This window comes from Mangrovibacterium diazotrophicum (assembly GCF_003610535.1).
GTDB classification, from domain to species: Bacteria; Bacteroidota; Bacteroidia; order Bacteroidales; family Prolixibacteraceae; genus Mangrovibacterium; species Mangrovibacterium diazotrophicum.
Genome location: NZ_RAPN01000006.1, coordinates 89,332 through 109,582, shown reverse-complemented (window position 1 = coordinate 109,582; position 20,251 = coordinate 89,332). Strand labels below are relative to the sequence as shown.

Here is a 20,251-nt window from a genome sequence, read left to right as displayed (position 1 = left end):
TAATGTGGTAACATAATGAAACCGGCACCTGCTCTCAATAAAATCCTTATTTTTGGGCTTCACTCATAACAAACGCATGAAAAAGTTACTCTCCCTGCCAGAAAACCTGGTTAATCAGTTTCACCAATTAGAGCAAGTTACCAAACAGGAATATTTTTGCGCCAGCGACCCCGCCGGTACAAAAGTGGGCTCCGGTGGCGGAACTTCCTGGTTGTTTTATCAGAACTGGAAAACTGAAAATCCGGAGATGAGCTTCAGCGACTGGTTGGCGAAAGATCAGCGGATTATTATTCATGCGGGAGGGCAGAGCCGACGGTTGCCATCTTATGCAACTGCCGGTAAAATTTTAACACCAATTCCCGTGTTTCGTTATGAGCGTGGGCAGAAGCTCGATCAGTCGCTGATGGACTTGCAGTTGCCCCTGTACGAGAAAATTATGACACACGCACCGGCGGGTGTAAATACGTTAATTGCCAGCGGTGACACCTTTATCCGCGCCAATGATAAAATTGAAAAGCTTCCTGAAGCTGATGTGATTTGCTACGGTTTGTGGGTCGAACCTTCGTTGGCTACGAACCATGGCGTTTATGTGTGCGACCGCGAGTATCCGCACGAGTTGCTGTACATGCTTCAAAAACCGAGTAGTGAAATTATTCGCGGTCTGGCCGTGAGCAAGCTGTTCCTGATGGACATCGGTATTTGGTTGCTAAGCGATAAAGCAGTGAAACTGTTGATGAAGAAGTCTGGTTTTGATGCGGAGCAACCGGCGGCGGATTGGACACCTTCGTTTTACGATTTATACGGACAGTTTGGTTTGAACCTCGGTTCGCAGGCAGAGAATGCCGATCCGGAACTGAATGCACTTTCGGTGGCAATTTTGCCATTGCCGGGAGGCGAATTCTACCATTACGGTACAAGTCGCGAGTTGATTTCGTCAACATTAGCGGTGCAAAACCGGGTGAAAGATCAGCGCAGCATCTGGACAAAAAATGTGAAGCCACATCCGGCCATGTTTATTCAAAACGCGGTGGTTGAAGTGCCATTGACTTCTGATCATTCCGAATTGTGGATTGAAAACTCGCACGTTGGCAAAGGTTGGAAATTGGCACAACAGCATATTTTGACGGGGATTCCGGAAAACAACTGGACAATGGATTTGCAGGCGAAGACTTGTATCGATTTGGTGACAGTTGGCGAAACTACGACGGCAGTCCGTCCTTATGGTTTCTCGGATAAATTTTCGGGCAAGGTGGCCGATAAATCGACTCTTTGGATGGGAATCTCGTTGCCGGAATGGTTTTTCCAACACGATGTTACTTTAGAGGATGCGGGTATTTTGCCGGATACAGATATTCAGGAAGCTGCCTTGTTCCCGTTGATTAAGGACGTTGAGCAAATGGGGCGCATGCTGAACTGGATGATCCAGGCGAATGGCGATGACGAAATGAAGGCGCTTTGGTTGAGTAGTGAGCGCTTGTCGGCAGCCGGAATTTCAGCAAAAGCGAACTTATTCCGCTTGTATGAGCAACGCAAAGCATTCCGCATTCAAAACTGGCCTGTGCTTGCGAAAAATTACCAGCGCAGTGTGTTTTACCAGGTCAACCTGGATGAAGCGGCTAAAGATTATGCTGAAAACAACATCGAATTACCGGCTTCATTGTCAGAGCAGGAGTCGGCAATCACACGACTGCACGATTATATGTTTCGAAGTCGGGTGGCCCAATATGCAGGTAAGAACCCGGAGCCCGATGAGCAAAAAGCATTTGCCTTGTTGCGCGAAAGCCTGATACAATCGCTGAAGGGAGATAAAGTTATTCCGCAACTCAATATTTTCCCCGATCAGATTGTGTGGGGACGCAGCCCGGTGCGCATCGACTTAGCCGGCGGCTGGAGTGACACGCCACCGTTTTGCCTCATGTCGGGCGGGTCGGTGTTGAACATGGCGATTGAACTGAACGGTCAGCCGCCGTTGCAGGTGTACATCAAACCTTGCGAGGAGTATAAAATTATTCTGCGATCGATTGATTTGGGCGCTCGGGAAGATGTCAAGACCTTTGAAGAGTTGGCTGACTACCAGAAAGTCGGTTCTCCGTTCTCCATCCCGAAGGCTGCCTTGTGTTTAGCAGGTTTTGGGCCTGTTTTCTCGAAATTGGTCAAAGGCAGCCTCGAAGAACAGTTGAAAGCCTTTGGTTGCGGTATTGAAATCTCGTTGTTAGCGGCCATCCCGAAAGGATCAGGTCTGGGAACAAGCTCGATTTTAGCCGCGACCGTATTGGGCGCGCTGTCCGACTTCTGCGGATTGAACTGGGATAAAAATGAAATTTGTAACCGAACATTGGTTCTGGAGCAATTGCTGACTACCGGTGGTGGTTGGCAGGATCAATACGGCGGTGTGTTCCCGGGCATCAAGTTGCTCGAAACACGTTCGGGTTTGTATCAATCACCAACGGTACGTTGGACGCCTGATTACCTCTTTACGCGCCCCGAATATCGCGAGTGCATGTTGTTGTACTATACCGGGATTACGCGAACAGCGAAGAATATTTTGTCAGAGATTGTTCGCGGAATGTTCCTGAACTCGACGCGTCACCTGGCTATTTTGAACGAAATAAAAGCACACGCCCAAACGACTTTTGAGGCGCTGCAAACCGGAAGTTACGAGCATTTTGCACAGCAAGTCAGCATGACCTGGCAGCAGAAACAGGATCTGGATCCGGGAACGAATCCTCCGGCTATTCAGGGCATCATCAATCAAATTAAAGATTTGTGTCTGGCCTATAAATTACCCGGCGCCGGTGGTGGTGGGTACATGTTCATCATGGCGAAAGATCCGGAAGCAGCGGGTAAAATCAAACAAATTCTGACGCTTAATCCACCGAACAAGAGCGCTCGTTTTGTCGACATCAGTTTGTCAAACAACGGGTTCCAATCGAGCCGTTCGTAGCGGCCTGCATTTTTTGCGGGATTTGACGAAAAACATATCTTTGTGGCATGCAAAAGGCAAGGCACATATTTTCCTTTGGTCTTCTGGCAGTCTACCTGATTGTCTTGATGCATAGTTTTGTGCCGCATCACCATCACGAGAAATCCTTTGAGGACAGCTGTTGCCAAGAGGTTTCAGCTCTTCAGTCAGAGTTTCATGTAGAGTTTTGCGCGGAAGATGTGTGCCATCATGAAGAAGAGTCTCAGGCTCCTTGCCACTTTGTTGTGAATCCCGTTCCCGGGAAAACCTTGGATCTGAAAGCGGCGGTATTGACCGCTTTTGTAATACTCGAAATTTATTACCCGGAGGAAGAAGAAACATCCTATTTCGAACATCGGATCGTTGTTCCCAAATCTCCGGAACGGCACACGGCCGGTCTCCGTGCACCTCCTGTAATCGCATAATCTTTTGGACGGAACACCCTTGTTCCGAAAATAGTTATTCGTCAGTTCTGTTTTCAGAGGAAAACGGAAAGGGCGTTGGTATTCATCATTTTTCAATTCAAAGAAAGAATGAAGCGATTATATGTTGTGGCTTTTGCTGCGGCCCTCGGTTTAGCGGCCTGCAGCAGCCATCAAAAAACAGAACACGATCATGATCATGAGAATGATGGCCATGATCATCACGAAGAAATCAGTCAAAAACTAATTCAATACAACGATACTTACGAGCTGTTTGCCGAAGCGGAACCTTTTGTCGCAGGAGAGTCTGCTGATGTGCTGGCTCATTTTACCTGCCTGGAAAACTTTAAGCCGCTTGTGGGAGCAGTGGTGAATGCTCTGCTGGAGGTAAACGGCGAACAATCGCAGGCAAAGGCTGAGGCGGTTTCTCCCGGAATTTACCGGGTGGTGGTTAACGCACCAAAAGCGGGTGCCGGACAATTGAAGTTTCGTGTCGCAGCAGAAGACGGTGTGAATGAGCTGTCAGTTCCTGTGAAGGTATTTGCGGACAGTCACGAACCGCACCACTTTCTGGAAGAAGAGGATGCACCGGCAACGGCAGTTCCGTTCACGAAAGAACAATCCTGGAAACTGGACTTTGCCACCGCGTTGCCGCAAAGCAAACCTTTCGGGCAGCTGATCAAGACGACAGCGCGAGTGGAAGCATTGCCGGCAAAAACAAGAACACTGACTGCTCAAACGAGCGGTGTTGTTCAATTTGCTTCGGCGGGGATTGTTGGCGGAAGCACTGTTACGGCCGGGCAGCAACTCTTTACCATTACCGGCTCGGGTATGGGCGACGATAATGCGGCGCTGGTTTATCAGACCGCTGAAGGCGACTATGAGCTGGCCAAAGCCGAGTACGAACGTATGAAGCAACTGGCCGACAAGCAAATTGTTTCGCAGAAGGAATTCCTGCAAGCCCGCAACAGTTTCGAGAAAGCTGAGGCGAAGTATGAGAATCTAAAAGCGAATTTCAACTCACAAGGGCAGAGTGTTCGGGCACCCAAAACGGGCGTGCTGGAACAGGTTCGTGTGCAAAACGGGCAACACGTTTCGGCAGGCGATCCGCTGGCAACGTTAGCCAGTTACGACAAAGTGCAGTTGGTTGCCGGTGTGCAGCAAAAGTACAGCAAGCAGTTGTCCAAAATCAGTTCGGTTGCTTTTTATACGAGTAATCCCGGTTGGCGAAACCTGGACGATTTGAACGGCAAATTATTGTCGGTTGGTCAACGTACGCAGGAAAGCAACTTTCTGCTTCCGGTTTATTTTGAAGCGGATAATGCCGGCGAATTTGTTCCGGGCAGTTACGTGGAGATGAACCTGACAACCGGTTCGGAGCAAAATGAAGTGGTTGTGCCGGTAACTTCATTGGTGGAGCAACAGGGTAACTTCTTTGTATTTGTGCAGCTGAATCCGGAGCTTTTCGAAAAACGGCAGGTTTTCCCGGGCTCATCCAACGGTTACGAAACGGCCATCAAGCGCGGTTTAAGTGCCGATGAGCGCATTGTTACCAAAGGCGCTGTGATGCTGAAACTGGTTTCGGCTTCATCAACCCTTGACCCGCATGCCGGGCACGTGCACTAAACGAAGGGAGGAGCTATGTTAGATCGAATAATCAAGTTTTCTCTTCAAAATAAGCTACTTGTTTTGTTGGGGGCAGCTGTGTTGCTGTTCGCCGGTGTTTACACGGCTCGGGACATGGATGTGGATGTGTTTCCGGATCTCACAGCACCAACGGTGGTTGTAATGACCGATGCACACGGCATGGCAGCCGAAGAGGTGGAGCGCCTGGTAACTTTCCCGATTGAAACGGCGGTAAACGGTGCAACCGATGTTCGCCGAGTGCGCTCGAATTCCGCACAGGGGATTTCATTTGTCTGGATTGAGTTTGACTGGGGAACTGACATTTTCAAAGCCCGGCAGATTGTGAGTGAGAAGCTGGTGACTTTGGCCGGGCAAATGCCCGTCGGCGTTGGCCAACCCACGATGGCGCCACAGTCGAGCGTGATGGGCGAGGTGATGTTTGTCGGGCTGCAGGCCGACTCAACCAATATGATGGACTTGCGCACGTTGGCTGAGTGGAATGTAAAGCCGGTGTTACTGGCTACGGGAGGCGTCTCGCAGGTGACCATTATTGGTGGAGACTACAAGCAATACAAGATCCTGGTCAATCCGCGTTTGATGGATCTTTACAATGTCAGTCTGGATGAACTGGCTTCGGTTTGCGCCGGGATGAGCGAGAACTCAACCGGAGGTGTTGTGCGGGAATATGGCAACGAATATGTTGTGCGTGGGATGGCCCGGACTTCTGATCTGGATGAGCTGGGGCGCTCGCTGATTAAGTTGAAGGATGGCCAGCCGGTTTACATGGAAGATGTGGCCGAGCTGAAGATAGACGCAGCGGTGAAGATGGGTTATGCTTCGCAGAACGGAAAGCCGGCCGTCATTCTTTCGGTATCCAAACAGCCCAATACCAACACCCTGAAACTGACAGAACGAATCTCCGGGAACCTGGAGGCGTTAAGCAAAACCTTGCCACCAGATGTGGTGCTGGATTCACATATTTTCCGGCAGGCAGACTTTATTGAAACGGCTGTCGACAATGTCAAAGATTCGCTGCTGGAAGGCGGCGTGTTTGTGATTGTGATCCTGTTTCTCTTTCTCGGAAGTTTCCGAACGACGATCATCTCGCTGCTGGCGATTCCTTTGTCGTTGCTGGGGGCAGTGCTGGTGTTAAAAGCCTTCGGATTAACGATCAACACGATGAGTTTGGGCGGGATGGCAATTGCGATCGGTTCGCTGGTCGACGATGCCATTATTGATGTGGAGAATGTCTTCAAGCGGCTACGGCAAAACCGGCAGTTGCCGGCAGCCGAGCGGGTAACTCCCTGGAAAGTTGTTTTTGAAGCATCGAAGGAAATTCGTTCTTCCATTTTCAATGCGACATTGATTATCATGGTCGCTTTTATCCCGCTGTTTTTCCTGTCGGGAATGGAGGGGCGGATGTTGAAGCCACTGGGGATTGCCTACATCGTGTCGCTGTTTATGTCGCTGATTGTGGCGATGACGCTGACGCCGCTGTTGTGCCGCTTGCTGTTAACGGGCGACAAGTACCTGACCCGGAAGAATAAGGAAAACTGGTTGACCCGGAAGATGAATCACTACTACGAGCGTTCCTTGCTGACGGTTTTCCGCTGGAAGAAAGTTGTCCTTGGTGCAGCGTTTGCGTTGTTGATTGTTTCTGTCATTTTACTTGCCGGTATGGGACGAAGTTTCCTGCCCGAGTTTAACGAAGGTGCATTGACGATTGCAGCAGTCAGCCAACCGGGAATTTCGCTGGACGAAAGTAATCAGTTGGGAAAACTGATTGAACAGGAACTCTTATCGATACCCGAGGTGCAAAGCACCGCACGCAGAACCGGGCGCGGCGAACTGGACGAACATTCGCAGTCGACAAACAGTGCTGAGATTGAGGTGAAGTTCAATCTCGACAAACGATCCAGTGAGGTCTTTATGGCAGATGTTCGGGATAAGCTGAGCCACATCCCCGGTATTGCCGCAACCGTGGGGCAGCCCATCGGGCACCGTATCGACCACATGCTCTCGGGAACGCGCGCCAATATTGCCATTAAGTTATTCGGTACCGACCTTACGGAGCTTTACCGTTTAGGGACACAGATTCAGCAAAATATAGCCGACATCGACGGGCTGGTGGATGTGAATGTGGAACAACAGGTAGAGGTCCCGCAGATTCAGATTAAAGCCCGCCGCACCATGTTGGCACAGTACGGCATCAGCATCGACGAGTTTACCCATTTTGTTGACCTGGCTTTAGGAGGTGAGAAGCTTGCCGATATTTATGAAGGGCAGCAGAGCTACGACCTGATTCTGCGCTTCAACCCCGATTACACCGATACCATGGAAGGATTGAAATCGGCGCTGATTGATACCGGCGCCGGTGGTAAAGTACCTTTGGAGCAGGTGGCCGAAATTGTGTCGGTATCCGGACCAAACCGAATCAGCAGAGAAGATGTGCAACGCAAGTTGGTTATTTCGGCCAATGTGAGTGAGCGTGACCTGCGCAGTGCAGTGGCGGATATCAAGCAAGCAATCGCAGAGCACATTAGCTTGCCCGAAGGTTACCGCATTGAGTATGGCGGGCAGTTCGAAAGCGAGGCCCGTGCATCGCGAACGCTGGCTACAGCAACCGTGTTGGCCATTCTCATCATTTTCCTTTTGCTCTACCAGGAGTTTAAGAACCTGAAGCTGGCGGGCATCATTTTGCTGAACCTGCCCATGGCATTGATTGGCGGTGTATTTGCCATCTACGTCACTTCGGGTATCATCAGCATCCCGGCTATTATCGGTTTTATCACCTTGTTTGGAATCGCCACGCGTAACGGGATTTTGTTGGTGTCTCGCTTTCAGCAAATGGAAGAGCAAGGCATGAAACTGGGCGACATCCTGATCCGCGGATCAGTCGACCGGTTGAACCCGATCCTAATGACAGCACTTACTGCCGCTTTGGCTTTGATTCCGCTCGCTTTGCGCGGCCATGCGCCGGGCAACGAGATCCAGAGCCCGATGGCCAAGGTCATCCTGGGCGGTCTGCTGTCTTCAACATTACTGAATATTTACCTGGTGCCGGTGATCTACCAGTTGCTGCACCGCTTTGGCTTATTAAAACAGAATGACGATGCGAAAAATTAATATCGCTTTGCTGATGCTGTTGTTCGCAGTTCCGGCTCTGGCACAGCAAAGCCTGTACGATGTTTTACAACAAATAGAAACAAACAATACCGCTTACCAGGCGCAACAGTCGCAGGCTGAAGCACAGAAAGCCGAAAACCGGATCGGCAACACGCCCGATAACCCGGAGGTGAATGGTGGCTACCTGTGGGGAAGCCCATCAGCGATTGGTAACCGCAAAGATTTTTCGGTGAACCAGGAGATTGCTTTTCCAACGGTTTATCACCATCAGAAAAAGCTGGCCGATCTGCGCGACCTGCAGGCCGACCTGAGTGCTGAACAATACCGGTTGGCTTTGCGGCAGGAAGCAGCGCAGTTGTGGGTAGAGTTGGTGAGTCTGAATCAACGTATCGCGATTCAGCGGGAACGGACGGAGCTGGCTGTCAAGCTGGGCAATGCGTACGAGGAACGTTTAACGGCTGGCGATGCCAACCGGATCGACCGTAATAAAGCGGCGCTGAATGCGATGCAGGCTGAAAAAGAACTGGCACGCTTGCAGCAGGAAAAAGAGCTATTGCAGCTCAGCCTGAATGCAATTAACGGGAATCAGCCACTACCGGTAAATGGGGAAACTTATGAGCCGGTCCGTCTACCTGCTGAATTTGATTTGTGGGAACAGGCGGTGATGCAAAATAACCCGACAGCTCGTTGGTATATGCTGGAAGGAGATGCGGCTGAACGAGAACTGAAACTGAACCGCGGGAAGAGCCTGCCGAAGATTAATGGTGGCTACATGATGGAGAATACCGTGGGAGAGAAGTTTCAGGGAGTGACTCTTGGACTTTCCATTCCTTTGTGGGAAAATAAGAATACTGTGAAGGCGGCTCGTTTGCTACAGGAATCCACGCAGCTGGAGCAGCAGGACTTTCAGCTTCAACTGACTGCTGAATTACAAAAGCTTTACCGCTCGGTACAGCTGGCATCGGCCCGAGTGGAAGGTTTTCGGGAAGAACTTGAGAGCATGCAGCAGCAGAATCTGTTGCAGGAAGCGCTTGATGCAGGGCAGATCTCGCTGATTGAGTACCTGCTCGAAATGCAGTTTAACTACGAAGCCGTTGATCAGTATCTGGAAGCGCAAAAAGAACTGCAACTGGCGTGGGTGAAGATGCAGATGCTTGGCATGTAGCGATTTGCCACGTCGTTGTACAAGGCCATAAGAGGAGAAAGATTGCTTCGTCGTCGTTCCTCCTCTTAGCAAAGACGATGTTTGAGAATGAAAAAAATAAGGGAGCTTTTGCGGCCGTGAAGCAAAAGCTCCCTTGTTCAAATTTACGCATCCCCGTCATGGCGAGCGGTGCGAAGCCATCTCGTTGCGATTCATGCGTAATGCCCGTTGTAGAATGATGCAATCCTGTTGCTATTCCTGTATGTAGATCATTTCGCAGAGAAAGCCGTCTCATGATAACCGTCTCATCTTTTTGTCCTCAAGCCGGACGGGCTGTTCATTTTGTCTTGACACAAAACGAACCAAAAGGTCAAGACTGCCCGAGGCAATTGCTGCGCACCGCTCACTCTGAACACTACATGCCTGACGCTCACGCGTCGCACTTCCGTGTTTTCGTTCGCTATTGCTGCGTGCAGTCGGCGCTTTGATCAAGATTGTGCGTACTTGTTTTCTCAACCCGACGGGGTGAAATGTTGGTAGTTTCTGCAGGACCCGATTTTTTGGTAGATCGGATTTTTATCCGTTGATGCTATTTATTTACTACATTTGAATAAGATGTTAAACTCAATAAATTGACGACTATGATTTTAGGTGTTTCACAATGGCTAAGCGATAAATTAGGTTGGAATGTAACGGGCATCCGAATTGCATTTGTGGTAGGTGTACTGATATTCGGAGTTGGGTTAGGCTTGTATCTGATCCTTTGGTTGGTGAAGATGTTTTCCAAATAAGCTGCTCCGGCCTATTCAACGCGGAAGTTTCCCGTTTTCATTGAAACTAAAAAAGGAACCCTGCTTATTCACTTAAGCCGGATTCCTTTTTTTTATCCAATCATTCAATCGGCTACATCGGTTCCAATACCAAAACGACTTTGTTGAAGTCGGCTGCAGCGTTAACCACATTTTTAAATCCTTCGAAGCGTTCTTCCGGAACGGTGATTTCGCTATAGTACTCGTCAATAACGACTTTGTATTGCTGTCCCTCGTAGCTGTAGGACGAGTTGAATACAAAGACCGGTTTATCGCCGTCTTTTTCAACCACAGACATAATTGCTGCTTCCGGGTTTTTAATACGGTAGCCATCCGGTACGTTGAAAACAATCTCCCGGTAGTATGTGCGGTTGAATTCGTTTTCAGCCTGCTGATCCCGATCTTCTTCAAAATACATTTCGGCTTGCGGGCCAATGGTATTGCCCAGGTGGAGCAGCAGTTTGTTACCGGCTTGCTCAACGAATGAGGTACTGGCGACTTTGGAGTGAACGATCATCTCTGCATCGGCGATCTTATCCTGGTTTGCCTGTGCTTCGCCTTTTTCAACCGACAGGATATCATTTTCGGGGACGCTGATCACCATCATATTTTTCAGCATGTTCTTCTTCTGGTCTTCATCAATGACCTTGTAGAACTGGCTGACAAAGCCACCGCTCAAACCTTTGAAGCCAACATAGGTGTCCACTTTGGCTAAGGCTTCGTCGGGATCGACGTCGACCTGGATGTACATGTTGTTGTAGTTTGCTTCGGGGCCGGGTGCATCGATGTGTTTAATTTTGCCGATTGCCGATTGGAAGGAGCCGATATTCACCCGCTCAACCGCCAGACCATACTCATCGGCCAGCATGCCATTGAAGCATCCTAAACGGAAGCCTTGTGCAGCGGGGTCGATGTACTGATCAGTTTCCGGAATGTAGATCAGGAACTTGTCAAGGTAGTTCCACGATTGAAAGTCGGGATCGAATTTGACTTTATCGCGGGGAGAGGTGATGACGATTTCGTGATCGATACCCAATTGCGCGAAGAGTTTCACCATCAGTCCGGTCATTCCGCGTCCGCTGGTCATCTTTTTGTCGTAAACAAAGGAAATGTCGTCAAACTCGGACGAGTGGAACTCCTGAATATACACGTTGGATTTCAGGTAATCCTCTATTTGCTTCACTTTACCAATATTGTCGGTGGCTGTCAGCTTGATGTCGTCGAACCATTTCTTCATGACTTTCGGATCGGGATCGAGGTACATGATGTCGTAAAGACGTTGGGCGGCTTCGTCCCAGCTGAGCACCTGCGCCCGGCTTTTATTCAGGTTATAGTCCAAACGGTATTCCAGGCGTTGTCTGCGTGGCGTGTCATAGCTGAACTTCTCGTCTTTGATACCTTTGATATTTTCTTCGCTGAAGCTGTAAACGTTTCGTTTGTCGTCCATCACGGTGTGGCTAACTTCATTACATCCGTTGTAGCCTTTAAAGTCGTACAGGATTGTTTCGGGTGTTATCAGCTCAAAATTTACCTTTTGAACAGGATAACTGTATTGCAGGAAGAAGCGTCCGAAATTGTCAGCCGTTACGTTGGTCACCACGTAGAACTCAACATCGTCGCCAACTTCAATACCGTCGATGGCAAAAATCTTGTAAGCATCGCCACTTTCTTCATCCTTGATCTCCTTGATGTTGTTTTTGTCGAACTCCACAATTTTACCATCGGGCTTGATCACACGAGCTTTGATGTCAACGGTTTCAAGCACATCGGCCATGGAGACGGAGATCTTGTTGAAGTCGTTGATGGATTGCTCGTTGTTGATCCGGAATTTCTTGTGGATGCTGCGTTGACCGAGGAAGTTGCCTTCGTCGTTGTGGTAATACTCCAGGCGCTCGTCCAGCAGAAGGCCGATGACATTTTCGCCGGCAAACTCCGGTAAAACAGTGGTGTAGCTGGGATGCGATTCCCACAAAAGAGGAGTGGCTGGCTTGTTGGCGTTGGCTGCAACAAACAAGCAGCAAAGGATTATTGTCAATAGATGTCGCATATCGTTTTTTTATCTTTTAGTTCATAATTTTTTGAGCACCACTGTTGAGCGGTACTGCTTGTTCAACTCACTAATCATTTTGTTCCAGTCGTCAAGCTGGTCTTCCAGCAGGACAAAGAATTCGAAGCGAATCACGTTCTGCATGATGATCCGGTTTCCTTCTTGTTTGTATTGAATGTTGAAGCCAAAATCTTTCGACTGGTATTCGCCACCTTCGGGAATAAAGTCAACCTGGTAGCCCTCGGGAACTTCAAACACGGTGGTATATTTCTCCATGCAGTAGAAGTCGTTTTCGATTGGCGAGATGATGTTGCTGGTATCGGCAACCATGGTCTGATAAGATTTGTCCATGTTGAGATTGATGTAAACCTCGTCGCCAAAATGCTTGCAGTAGTCCTGCAGTTTGAATTCATAGTCGATCTCCGCCGGGCGATCGTATTCAAAAAGGTTGATTACCTGGAAGCTGTCGACCAGGAACTTGTTGTTTCCTTTTTCGAAAATGCGCGAGAAACGTTTACGGTAGTCGTCGGGCTTCACACCGTCCATAGCGTGCGCAATCTCCACTTTGTTGAACCCGGTTTGGATTCGCTTGGCTTTGCCGATCACCAGATCCTGATCCAGTGAGATGCAAACCGAGTCACTCAATACGCTGTATTCGGGAGGGGTGACGGGTAATTTGTGGATCATGCATTTATCGTCGTCCATCCCGATCATGATTTCCTTGCCCTGAATGTGATAAGGTACAACGCCGTAATCCAGGTACTTGAATGTTCCGTCGAGCACAATCACCGAGTCGTTTACGAAGTACGAAACAATCATGTGGTTGTCGGTAATGGGCAGCGGCACCTCGGTGTAGCTGTAAGGAATGTGGCGTGTTCCGACCCAGGTGAATTTGGCATCCAATCCGGCCAGGAGCATCATCTTGCGGATCAGGCTCGACATGCCTTTGCAATCGCCAAAGCGCTTTTTATAAACGTCGACGGCTTTCATCGGGCGGAAACCATCGTAGCCCTCGGAGTAAGCGATGTACTTGATGTTCTTTTGTACCCAATAATAAATCTGACGTGCCTTTTCTTCGTCGCTCAAACCGTTTGTCAATTCCTTGACCAGTGCGCTGAGCTCATCGTTGTCGTCCACATTGGCTTCGGTGACGTACTGGCTGCTGAAGCGGTACAAATCGTCCACATCGCCGTAATACTGTTTTGTTTCCGAAGCCAGGCGGGCTTCTTTCATGTAAATAATAACATGGGGACAGATGTTGCGAAGTGAATAGTATTCGCCAAGATGATACTTGAAGCGATCGACGTTCGCCACTTCAAACTCGATGTACTTGTACTTTCCCTTTTGGTAGGTTTTTACCTGAATGTTGGCTTGGTCGCTGTTTCGCAGCTGATAGCCAACATCGATATTCTCATGAATCTTCAGGACAACTTTGTCCTTGATGATGGGAATGTAGGATTGAAAGAAGGCGCTCCGGATGAAGTGCGGGTCCACATAGCTGAGTTTGTAATTCAGCGCGGTCACAGCACCTTGCTGAAGCGAGGGGTAAGCGAATTTCAGCTTCTTGGAGTCGTCGTAGAAGATGCTGGCATCCATATCGCTCGATTCCTGGAAATTCTCAACCATCACTTTGCTGTACTTATTGCCATTCGGCACCAGGGTGTAAGCTTCTTTTTCGAGCAGTTTGCTGAAGGAGTCGTACACGATCTGGTCGTTGGTAAACTCTTTCGAGAATTCGTTCAGCATCAACGTCTTTTGGCTGACGGTTTGAGTCACGTTCACCGAGTCGTCAACCAGATCGAACAGGTAAAACTCTTCCCGTTCGGTAATCACGGCATTGTACCTCGAATACTCCTTCCTGATTTTCTCGAAATCGTCGCCGGCTTTTCCCCACGAAGTCATTGCAGTAACGACGATTAGATAGGTGATCAGTATCTTTCTCATGCTCTCTTAGTTTTTCACAGCGATAAACAGACCGTTGCTGTAATCGACTTCTTTGATTAGTTTGCCGGTAGCGTCGAAGTATTTCGTTGGGCCGTGTTCGGCATCCGATTTCCAGCTGATTTGTTTTTTAAGCTTGCCGTTTTCGAAATACTGGTTTTCTTCGCCGTCTTTCAAACCGTCCACATAATGAATTTCTTCTTTCAGCTGGCCGTTGGCGTAGTAGTCCTGGCTAACGCCTGTTAACAGATCGTCCTTGTAGTTGCGGACAATCCGGATCTGGCCCTTGCTGTCGTATTTCTTCAGTTGTCCCTCATTAGCGAAGTTCAACAGGTCGAGTTCATAGCTTTTTTTGCCATTGTTGAAGAAGGCTTCAACTTTAAACTGGCCTCCTGTTACCGGGATCGTGTCGCACAGCTCACCGTTTTTGTTGTACTGATAACCCATCAGCTCATTGTTGGCATAAATGAGCTTGATCATCAGCTCACCGTTATCATCATACTGGTAACAGTCGCCCTGCAAGTCACCGTCGAAATAGCTTTCTTTTTCTTCCAACTGACCATTTTCGTAGTAACTGCAGGAGATGGAGTCTTTCTTATCTTCAAAAAAGTAGGTTTCACGCTCCTTGGCTCCCGACTCGTAATAGTAATTCCACTTGCCGACTTGGTTACCGTTCAGGTAACCACCGCTTCGGGCGAGTTGGCCATTTTCATAGTAGCGTACATAGGGGCCTTCAGGCAATCCCAGTTCCATCATCTTTTTGGATGAAACCGTTCCGTCGGGGTAATACCAGGTCAACGATCCCTGGTGCATGCCTGCAGTGGTGGTGATTTCGCAGTTTTTCATGTTGCCGATACCACGGAAGATCATGGACGAGTCGGTCTGCAGGTCGGTGTAGTTTGTGGTGTCGCCTTTTTCATTAAACTCAATGTAACTTAAAACGCGGCCGTTGAGGTTTTTCCGTTTACTGCTCAGGTAGCCGGATGCGCTGTATTCGTAATTGTAACCGGTCAGATCTCCTTCGATGTAATAGTTTTCGGCGGTCAGCTCTCCCTTGGAGTTGTAATAACGCCAGAAGTTATCTGTCAGCCCATCTTTATACCAGCCTTCGGTTTTCACTTTACCATTTATTTCGTACTGAACGAACTGGCCGACCGGTTGTCCTTCCTGATAAGTTACAAGATCCTTCAGCTTTCCGTTCGGATAAAAATGTTTGACTTCACCATCCAGTCTGCCGTCTGTGTAGTTCGTGCTTTGCGAAACCTGGCCGTTTTTGTAGTAGGCGTTCCATTGGCCGGTTGGTGTTCCCTGCGCATACGAACCTTCATTCATTTTCTTACCATCGGTATCGTAGGTCGTAAAGTCGAAGGTGCCTTCGGCGCTATCGGAGATGGCGTAAGCTTTTCCGTTTTTGTCAAATGAAGATACTTTAACCAGGATTCCGTTGGTATAAATTTCTTCGGTCGTTAGTTCGCCCGCAATGTTGTAGTAGAGCGATTGTCCTTCCGGTTGTCCTTCCGCATTAAACAGGCGCACCGACTCGGGTTTGCCGTTGTGGTAGTAGGAGGTGTATTTGCCGGTTACTTCACCATCGGTGTAAGTTGCCCGGGCTTTTAGTTTTCCGTTGGAATAGTACTCAAGCCATTCGCCATCCTGGTTGCCGTCTTTGTAATTTCCGAACGAAGCGATCTGTCCGTTCATGAAGTAGTTGCGGCTCGGGCCTTGCAGTTGGCCTGCTTCGTAGTTGTAAACCGAGGAGGTATCGCCGGTACTGAAGAAATGGATATCGGCACCGGTTAACTCACCGGCTTCGTAGTTAAAGCTTTCGCTAACCTGGCCAGTCATGAAGTAATTGAAGCCTTTTCCCTGGCGTTGGCTGTCTTTAAAGTCAACCTGGCTGCTGATCTTGCCAAAATAGTCGTACCAGCGGACAGTGCCCTGTGCCTGATTGTCGAGGTATGGAGCTACCAGGCGTTTGTTGCCGTTGTCGTAATAATCGGTGTAATCGCCGGTGAGCCCTGCATTGGTGTAGCTTTCAGTCGATTTCAGGTTGCCATCTACCGTGTAATAAACCCAGTCGCCGTCTTTACTGCCATTCAGGTAACGGCCTTTGGCTTGAAGCGCACCATTGCTGAAAAAATATTCCCAGGGACCGGTTTCTGCGTCTTGATCATTTTTGTTGCCAATGCTGTACAATTGGCCATCGTCGAAATAGCGGCATTGGTATAGCTTCATCTCACCGTCGAGATTGGCCATGCGCTGTTGCTTGATGTAGCTGAGGTTGCTACCGGTTTGGTAGAATGCTTTCAGTGTTTTTTCATTTTTCGACTGGTAGTCTTTCACTGCATCGGACCCGGTGGAGGTGAGGAGCGTGTACAACAGCGGCTCCAGGTAATTTCCTTGTTTAACGGCGTTGAAGAAGGGGAAATACATCTTCACCCAAAAATCATCGCCCAGCTTGTCGAAAGGCAGAACCTGAACCAGCATCTGGGTTTGTTTCACCAGGTCGGCACGGAAGTCGATAATAGAAGGATAGCGGGAGTTGAGTACCAGTTTCGCTTTGAAGTAATGATCTACCTCTTCAAAAATGGAGTTGTCGATAAACGGTTCAATAAACTCGCCCATGCTTGTATCCAGGTAGTTGCCCGACATGTTTTCCAGGTAAACCAACATGGGATTGCTTCGGCTGCTGGCGGGCTCCAGTGCCAGGAACGTTTCCAGCGAGAGCAACGCGCGGGTGTACATCTTTTGGCGGGCAGCCAGCAGTGCCAGCATTCGGTGGCTCGACGCGTGGTACGGGTTGCCGGTAGCCGATTGCTCAAAACAGGCCAGCGCCTCCTTATACATGCCGTTGTTGTAGTAGGTAATCCCCAGGTTAAAATGCAACAGGTAGTTGTAGGGGTAACTTTCAATGGCCATCTTGTAAGTTGCAATGGCTTTGTCGGTTTCACCCAACGCGTCGTAGGCCGTGCCTTTGGTTCGCAACAGGTGCATCTTGTCGGCACCGCTTACCGCCAGCCCCTGGTTGGCAACGTAAATAGCACTGTCGTAACTGTTTTTGGCGAGGTAGGTCATCGCCAGTTCAGCCATCATCGCATTGTAGTTCGAGTCGTTCTCGAGAACCAAACGGTACTGCTGAATAGCCTGGTCGTACTGACCTTCGTCGTAGAGTTTTTTACCTTTTTCAATGAGTTCTTCTGAAGGTGTTTGTTGCGCACAAACAGAGTTGATTAGAAAAACCAGGACGGTGAATAATGAGATTTTGAGCATAATAAGCGCTTATTGCTTTTAAGTATGAATATTAGGTTTTGTTTATACAGTTCGAACCGAATAGCCACAGTTGAATTCCAATAAGCTACATGTCAGGTAGTCTCATTCCACAAAGACGAAATTATGTAGTTGTTCGGTTGGAGCTGATTCCGGACCCTCGATGATCCAAAAGTTGAAAGTACAATAATTTCGTTAAGTGTCAAACGGGGGAATGTTATTTTGAATTAGTTTACATTATGTCTCCGTCATTGCGAGCGCAGCGAAGCAATCTTATTGCGGTAATGCATGCTGAGTGCAGTCGTCGCTTCGTTCAACCTTACGCAATTATTTTCTCACCCCGTCGGGGTGAAATATTTATAGCCCCGGGTGGTAACCCGGGGTTAATGAGCACAGCGGGTTTTCGGCGCACCGGAATTGTTGTTTGATATCAGTGGCAGCATGCGCCGCATGGGAGAGAGTTTGCTTCGTCGTCGTACCTCCTTCTCGCAATGACGATGGGTGATCATTAAAAGACGTTACCCCTCCAAACCTCCCCTAAAGGGGAGGCTAAAAGTCCCCTATAGGGGATTTAGGGGTTAGTAACCAGTGGTGAACTTACAAGTTAATGGACGAGAGAAAGCTTTGCTCCGTCATTGCGAGCGCAGCGAAGCAATCTTGTTGCTGTTAATGCATGCTGCGTGCAGTCACGCTTTAATCAACCTTGCGCAATTATTTTCTCACCCCGGCGGGGTGAAATATTTATAGCCCCGGGTGGTAACCCGGGGCTAATGAGCACAGCGGGTTTTCGGCGCACTGGTATTGTTGTTTGATATCAGTGGCAGCATGCGCCGCATAGGAGAGAGCTTGTTTTGTCCTCAAGCCGGACGGGCTGTTCATTTTGATTGCTTCGTCGTTCTTCAGCATGTGGAAGGTTTTCCGAACAGGTTGCTTCGTCGTCGTGCCTCCTCCTCGCAATGACGATGGTTGATAAATAAAAGACGTTACCCCTCCAAACCTCCCCTAAAGGGGAGGCTAAAAGTCCCCTTCAGGGGATTTAGGGGTTAGTAACCAGTGATGAACTTACAAGTTATTGGATGAGAGAAAGCTTTGCTCCGTCATTGCGAGCGCAGCGAAGCAATCTTGTTGCGACAATGCATGCTGCGTGCAGTCGGTGCTTCAATCAACCTTGCGCAATTATCTTCTCACCCCGTCGGGGTGAAATATTTATAGCCCCGGGTGGTAACCCGGGGTTAATGAGCACAGCGGGTTTTCGGCGCACCGATAGTGTTGTTTGATATCAGTGGCTGCATGCGCCGCATGGTGGAGAGCTTGCTTTGTCCTCAAGCCGGACAGGCTGATACTTTTCCAATTGATGAAAAGTATCCAAAAATCTTGTCAAAACGAACCCTCTGCCGGGCGTTTTGACGGCCCACGCACCGCTTCGAACAAGTTTTGTGCATGAAGGGTTTCGATTTCGGACCGGCCTATTTTTATCAAAGCCGGAATCAAACTGGAAGCTTAGTGTAAACGAGAAGTTCCGACGCAGGAGGAAATCACTCGTTGAACTTAGCTTTCAGAAAGATGAAGGTTGTAGATAAAAATCAGCCTTGACTTTTTTTGCAAACTTTTTGGTGTCAAGACAAAAAAGTTTGTGGGGTTTGGGGCAACGCCCCAGTTGTTTGTCCTCAAGCCGGACAGGCTGTTCATTTTGATTGCTTCGTCGTTCTTCAGCACGTGGAAGGTTTTCCGAACAGATTGCTTCGTCGTCGTGCCTCCTTCTCGCAATGACGATGGTGATCATTAAAAGACGTTACCCCTCCCTGCCCGTCCGGTCAGGCGGGCAAACCTCCCCTAAAGGGGAGGCTAAAAGTCCCCTTCAGGGGATTTAGGGGTTAGTAACCAGTGATGAACTTACAAGTTAATGGACGAGAGAAAGTTTTGCTCCGTCATTGCGAGCGCAGCGAAGCAATCTTGATGGAAAACCACAATTGCATTCCAGGCGTAGCGAAGTCATCTCCTCTTTACACCACCAACACCGAATACATCCGGGTCCAGGGGCCGGCGAGGGTGGGGTATTTCGAGTTCACCCAGCGGAAATACAGGTAAGCTGTTTTCCCGTTACTGTCGTTGCCCAGATTGAGGGTAAAGCGGGCGCGGCTCGAGAAACTTTGCCGCAGCAGCGGATCGTTGGCCGATGCGGGAGGCTCGGTACCCACCAGGTAAAGCAGTTCCACGCCGTTGGCCTCGTCAATGATACCTGTGCGGGCATCCATGTTGTTGCGGCAGGTGATGCTCAGCTCGCCGCCACCAATCTGTACCAGGTCCGGGATCACCAGCGCATCAATCGGTTTGCTGGGCTTTGTGCGTCGTTGCTTGGCCAGCGGGCCGCTCTTGATGTTAAAGGTCGACAAGTCGGTGATGGTTACATTCGGCGAGGCCGCAATACGGTCCAGCAGGTGATGCTCTTTGTCGTAGGTCTTGGTATCCTTAATAATGGCATGCAGCTGGTCGGTTACCAGCATGGTGCGGGTGCTGCGTTTGTTCTCGTACAGCGGATACAGCGGGTTCCACTCATCGCGAAAAGCGAGCCAGGCCGTTTTCTCGGTATCCAGGATACCCAGTCGGGCGGCGTTGCTCTCGGGTGTGCCTGCCTCAAAATAATCAGCAGTACTTGCAATATAGCTATTGAATAATCCAATTGCTCCGGGGATGCGTGATCGGTTTGTTGCCATAATATATAAAATTTATATTTCGATTATAATGTTTATGAAAAATATTTGTAACTTGCTGAAAATAAAGTTAAAGGCTTTGGTTTTCGGTGGAAATAGTAAAAATCTATTATAAACAGGTTCGTTAAAGGCCAATCCAGAACAACTAACAAGGGGATGGCCAAACAGCTTCAGAAGGGGAGATCGCGGCAGGGAG

Annotated in this window: 11 protein-coding genes; 6 read left to right on the top strand and 5 right to left on the bottom strand. The window is 49.0% G+C overall.

Annotation, left to right across the window (positions count from 1 at the left end):
- Positions 1–28 precede the first annotated feature (28 nt).
- The 6 genes from BC643_RS22810 (at position 29) to BC643_RS23790 (ending at position 10,071) form a co-directional block, all read left to right on the top strand.
- Positions 29–2,944 carry a bifunctional fucokinase/fucose-1-phosphate guanylyltransferase gene (locus tag BC643_RS22810; RefSeq protein ID WP_317127741.1) on the top strand — a complete coding sequence of 972 codons (2,916 nt, stop codon included), beginning with the start codon at positions 29–31 and terminating at the stop codon, positions 2,942–2,944.
- A 47-nt stretch (positions 2,945–2,991) separates the two neighbouring features.
- Positions 2,992–3,387, top strand: coding sequence for a hypothetical protein (locus BC643_RS22805; protein WP_120275766.1), 396 nt, complete (start codon positions 2,992–2,994; stop codon positions 3,385–3,387).
- A gap of 108 nt (positions 3,388–3,495) precedes the next feature.
- Complete coding sequence (locus tag BC643_RS22800; protein ID WP_120275765.1) at positions 3,496–5,010, top strand: efflux RND transporter periplasmic adaptor subunit; 1,515 nt, start codon at positions 3,496–3,498, stop codon at positions 5,008–5,010.
- A gap of 15 nt (positions 5,011–5,025) precedes the next feature.
- Entirely contained in the window at positions 5,026–8,136 is a 3,111-nt protein-coding gene (locus tag BC643_RS22795; protein ID WP_120275763.1) for an efflux RND transporter permease subunit, read from the top strand.
- Positions 8,123–9,301, top strand: a complete 1,179-nt coding sequence (locus tag BC643_RS22790) for a TolC family protein (protein ID WP_170154665.1) — start codon at positions 8,123–8,125, stop codon at positions 9,299–9,301. Before BC643_RS22795 ends, BC643_RS22790 begins: the two co-directional genes overlap by 14 nt.
- Before the next feature lie 620 nt (positions 9,302–9,921).
- Positions 9,922–10,071, top strand: a complete 150-nt coding sequence (locus tag BC643_RS23790) for a PspC domain-containing protein (protein WP_120275760.1) — start codon at positions 9,922–9,924, stop codon at positions 10,069–10,071.
- Positions 10,072–10,183: 112 nt separating this feature from the next.
- On the opposite strand, the gene BC643_RS22780 is transcribed toward BC643_RS23790, so the two are convergent.
- The 5 genes from BC643_RS22780 to BC643_RS22760 all read right to left on the bottom strand — a co-directional run bounded on the left by BC643_RS22780 (position 10,184) and on the right by BC643_RS22760 (position 20,058).
- Positions 10,184–12,136: a DUF3857 domain-containing protein gene (locus BC643_RS22780; protein ID WP_120275759.1), complete on the bottom strand. Its 1,953-nt coding sequence runs from the start codon at positions 12,134–12,136 to the stop codon at positions 10,184–10,186.
- 21 nt (positions 12,137–12,157) lie between these two features.
- Positions 12,158–14,080 (bottom strand): transglutaminase-like domain-containing protein, encoded by a 1,923-nt coding sequence (locus BC643_RS22775; protein WP_120275757.1) that lies wholly within the window; start codon positions 14,078–14,080, stop codon positions 12,158–12,160.
- A gap of 6 nt (positions 14,081–14,086) precedes the next feature.
- Positions 14,087–17,347 carry a toxin-antitoxin system YwqK family antitoxin gene (locus BC643_RS22770; protein WP_120275756.1) on the bottom strand — a complete coding sequence of 1,087 codons (3,261 nt, stop codon included), beginning with the start codon at positions 17,345–17,347 and terminating at the stop codon, positions 14,087–14,089.
- Positions 17,348–18,085: 738 nt separating this feature from the next.
- A complete protein-coding gene (locus BC643_RS23455; protein WP_170154664.1) occupies positions 18,086–18,250 on the bottom strand; it encodes a hypothetical protein in 165 nt (54 codons plus the stop codon).
- 1,097 nt (positions 18,251–19,347) lie between these two features.
- The gene (locus tag BC643_RS22760) at positions 19,348–20,058 is read right to left on the bottom strand and encodes a hypothetical protein (RefSeq protein WP_120275752.1); all 711 of its coding nucleotides are present in this window, start codon (positions 20,056–20,058) and stop codon (positions 19,348–19,350) included.
- Positions 20,059–20,251 lie beyond the last annotated feature (193 nt).

What these genes read in the sequence shown, in the direction of transcription:
- BC643_RS22795 (WP_120275763.1), top strand. Translation starts at nt 5,026, where the DNA reads ATGTTAGATCGAATAATCAAGTTTTCTCTTCAAAATAAGCTACTTGTT.
- BC643_RS22775 (WP_120275757.1), bottom strand. Translation starts at nt 14,080, where the DNA reads ATGAGAAAGATACTGATCACCTATCTAATCGTCGTTACTGCAATGACT.
- BC643_RS22760 (WP_120275752.1), bottom strand. Translation starts at nt 20,058, where the DNA reads ATGGCAACAAACCGATCACGCATCCCCGGAGCAATTGGATTATTCAAT.
- BC643_RS22770 (WP_120275756.1), bottom strand. Translation starts at nt 17,347, where the DNA reads ATGCTCAAAATCTCATTATTCACCGTCCTGGTTTTTCTAATCAACTCT.
- BC643_RS22800 (WP_120275765.1), top strand. Translation starts at nt 3,496, where the DNA reads ATGAAGCGATTATATGTTGTGGCTTTTGCTGCGGCCCTCGGTTTAGCG.
- BC643_RS22805 (WP_120275766.1), top strand. Translation starts at nt 2,992, where the DNA reads ATGCAAAAGGCAAGGCACATATTTTCCTTTGGTCTTCTGGCAGTCTAC.
- BC643_RS23455 (WP_170154664.1), bottom strand. Translation starts at nt 18,250, where the DNA reads ATGCTGAAGAACGACGAAGCAATCAAAATGAACAGCCCGTCCGGCTTG.
- BC643_RS22790 (WP_170154665.1), top strand. Translation starts at nt 8,123, where the DNA reads ATGCGAAAAATTAATATCGCTTTGCTGATGCTGTTGTTCGCAGTTCCG.
- BC643_RS22780 (WP_120275759.1), bottom strand. Translation starts at nt 12,136, where the DNA reads ATGCGACATCTATTGACAATAATCCTTTGCTGCTTGTTTGTTGCAGCC.
- BC643_RS23790 (WP_120275760.1), top strand. Translation starts at nt 9,922, where the DNA reads ATGATTTTAGGTGTTTCACAATGGCTAAGCGATAAATTAGGTTGGAAT.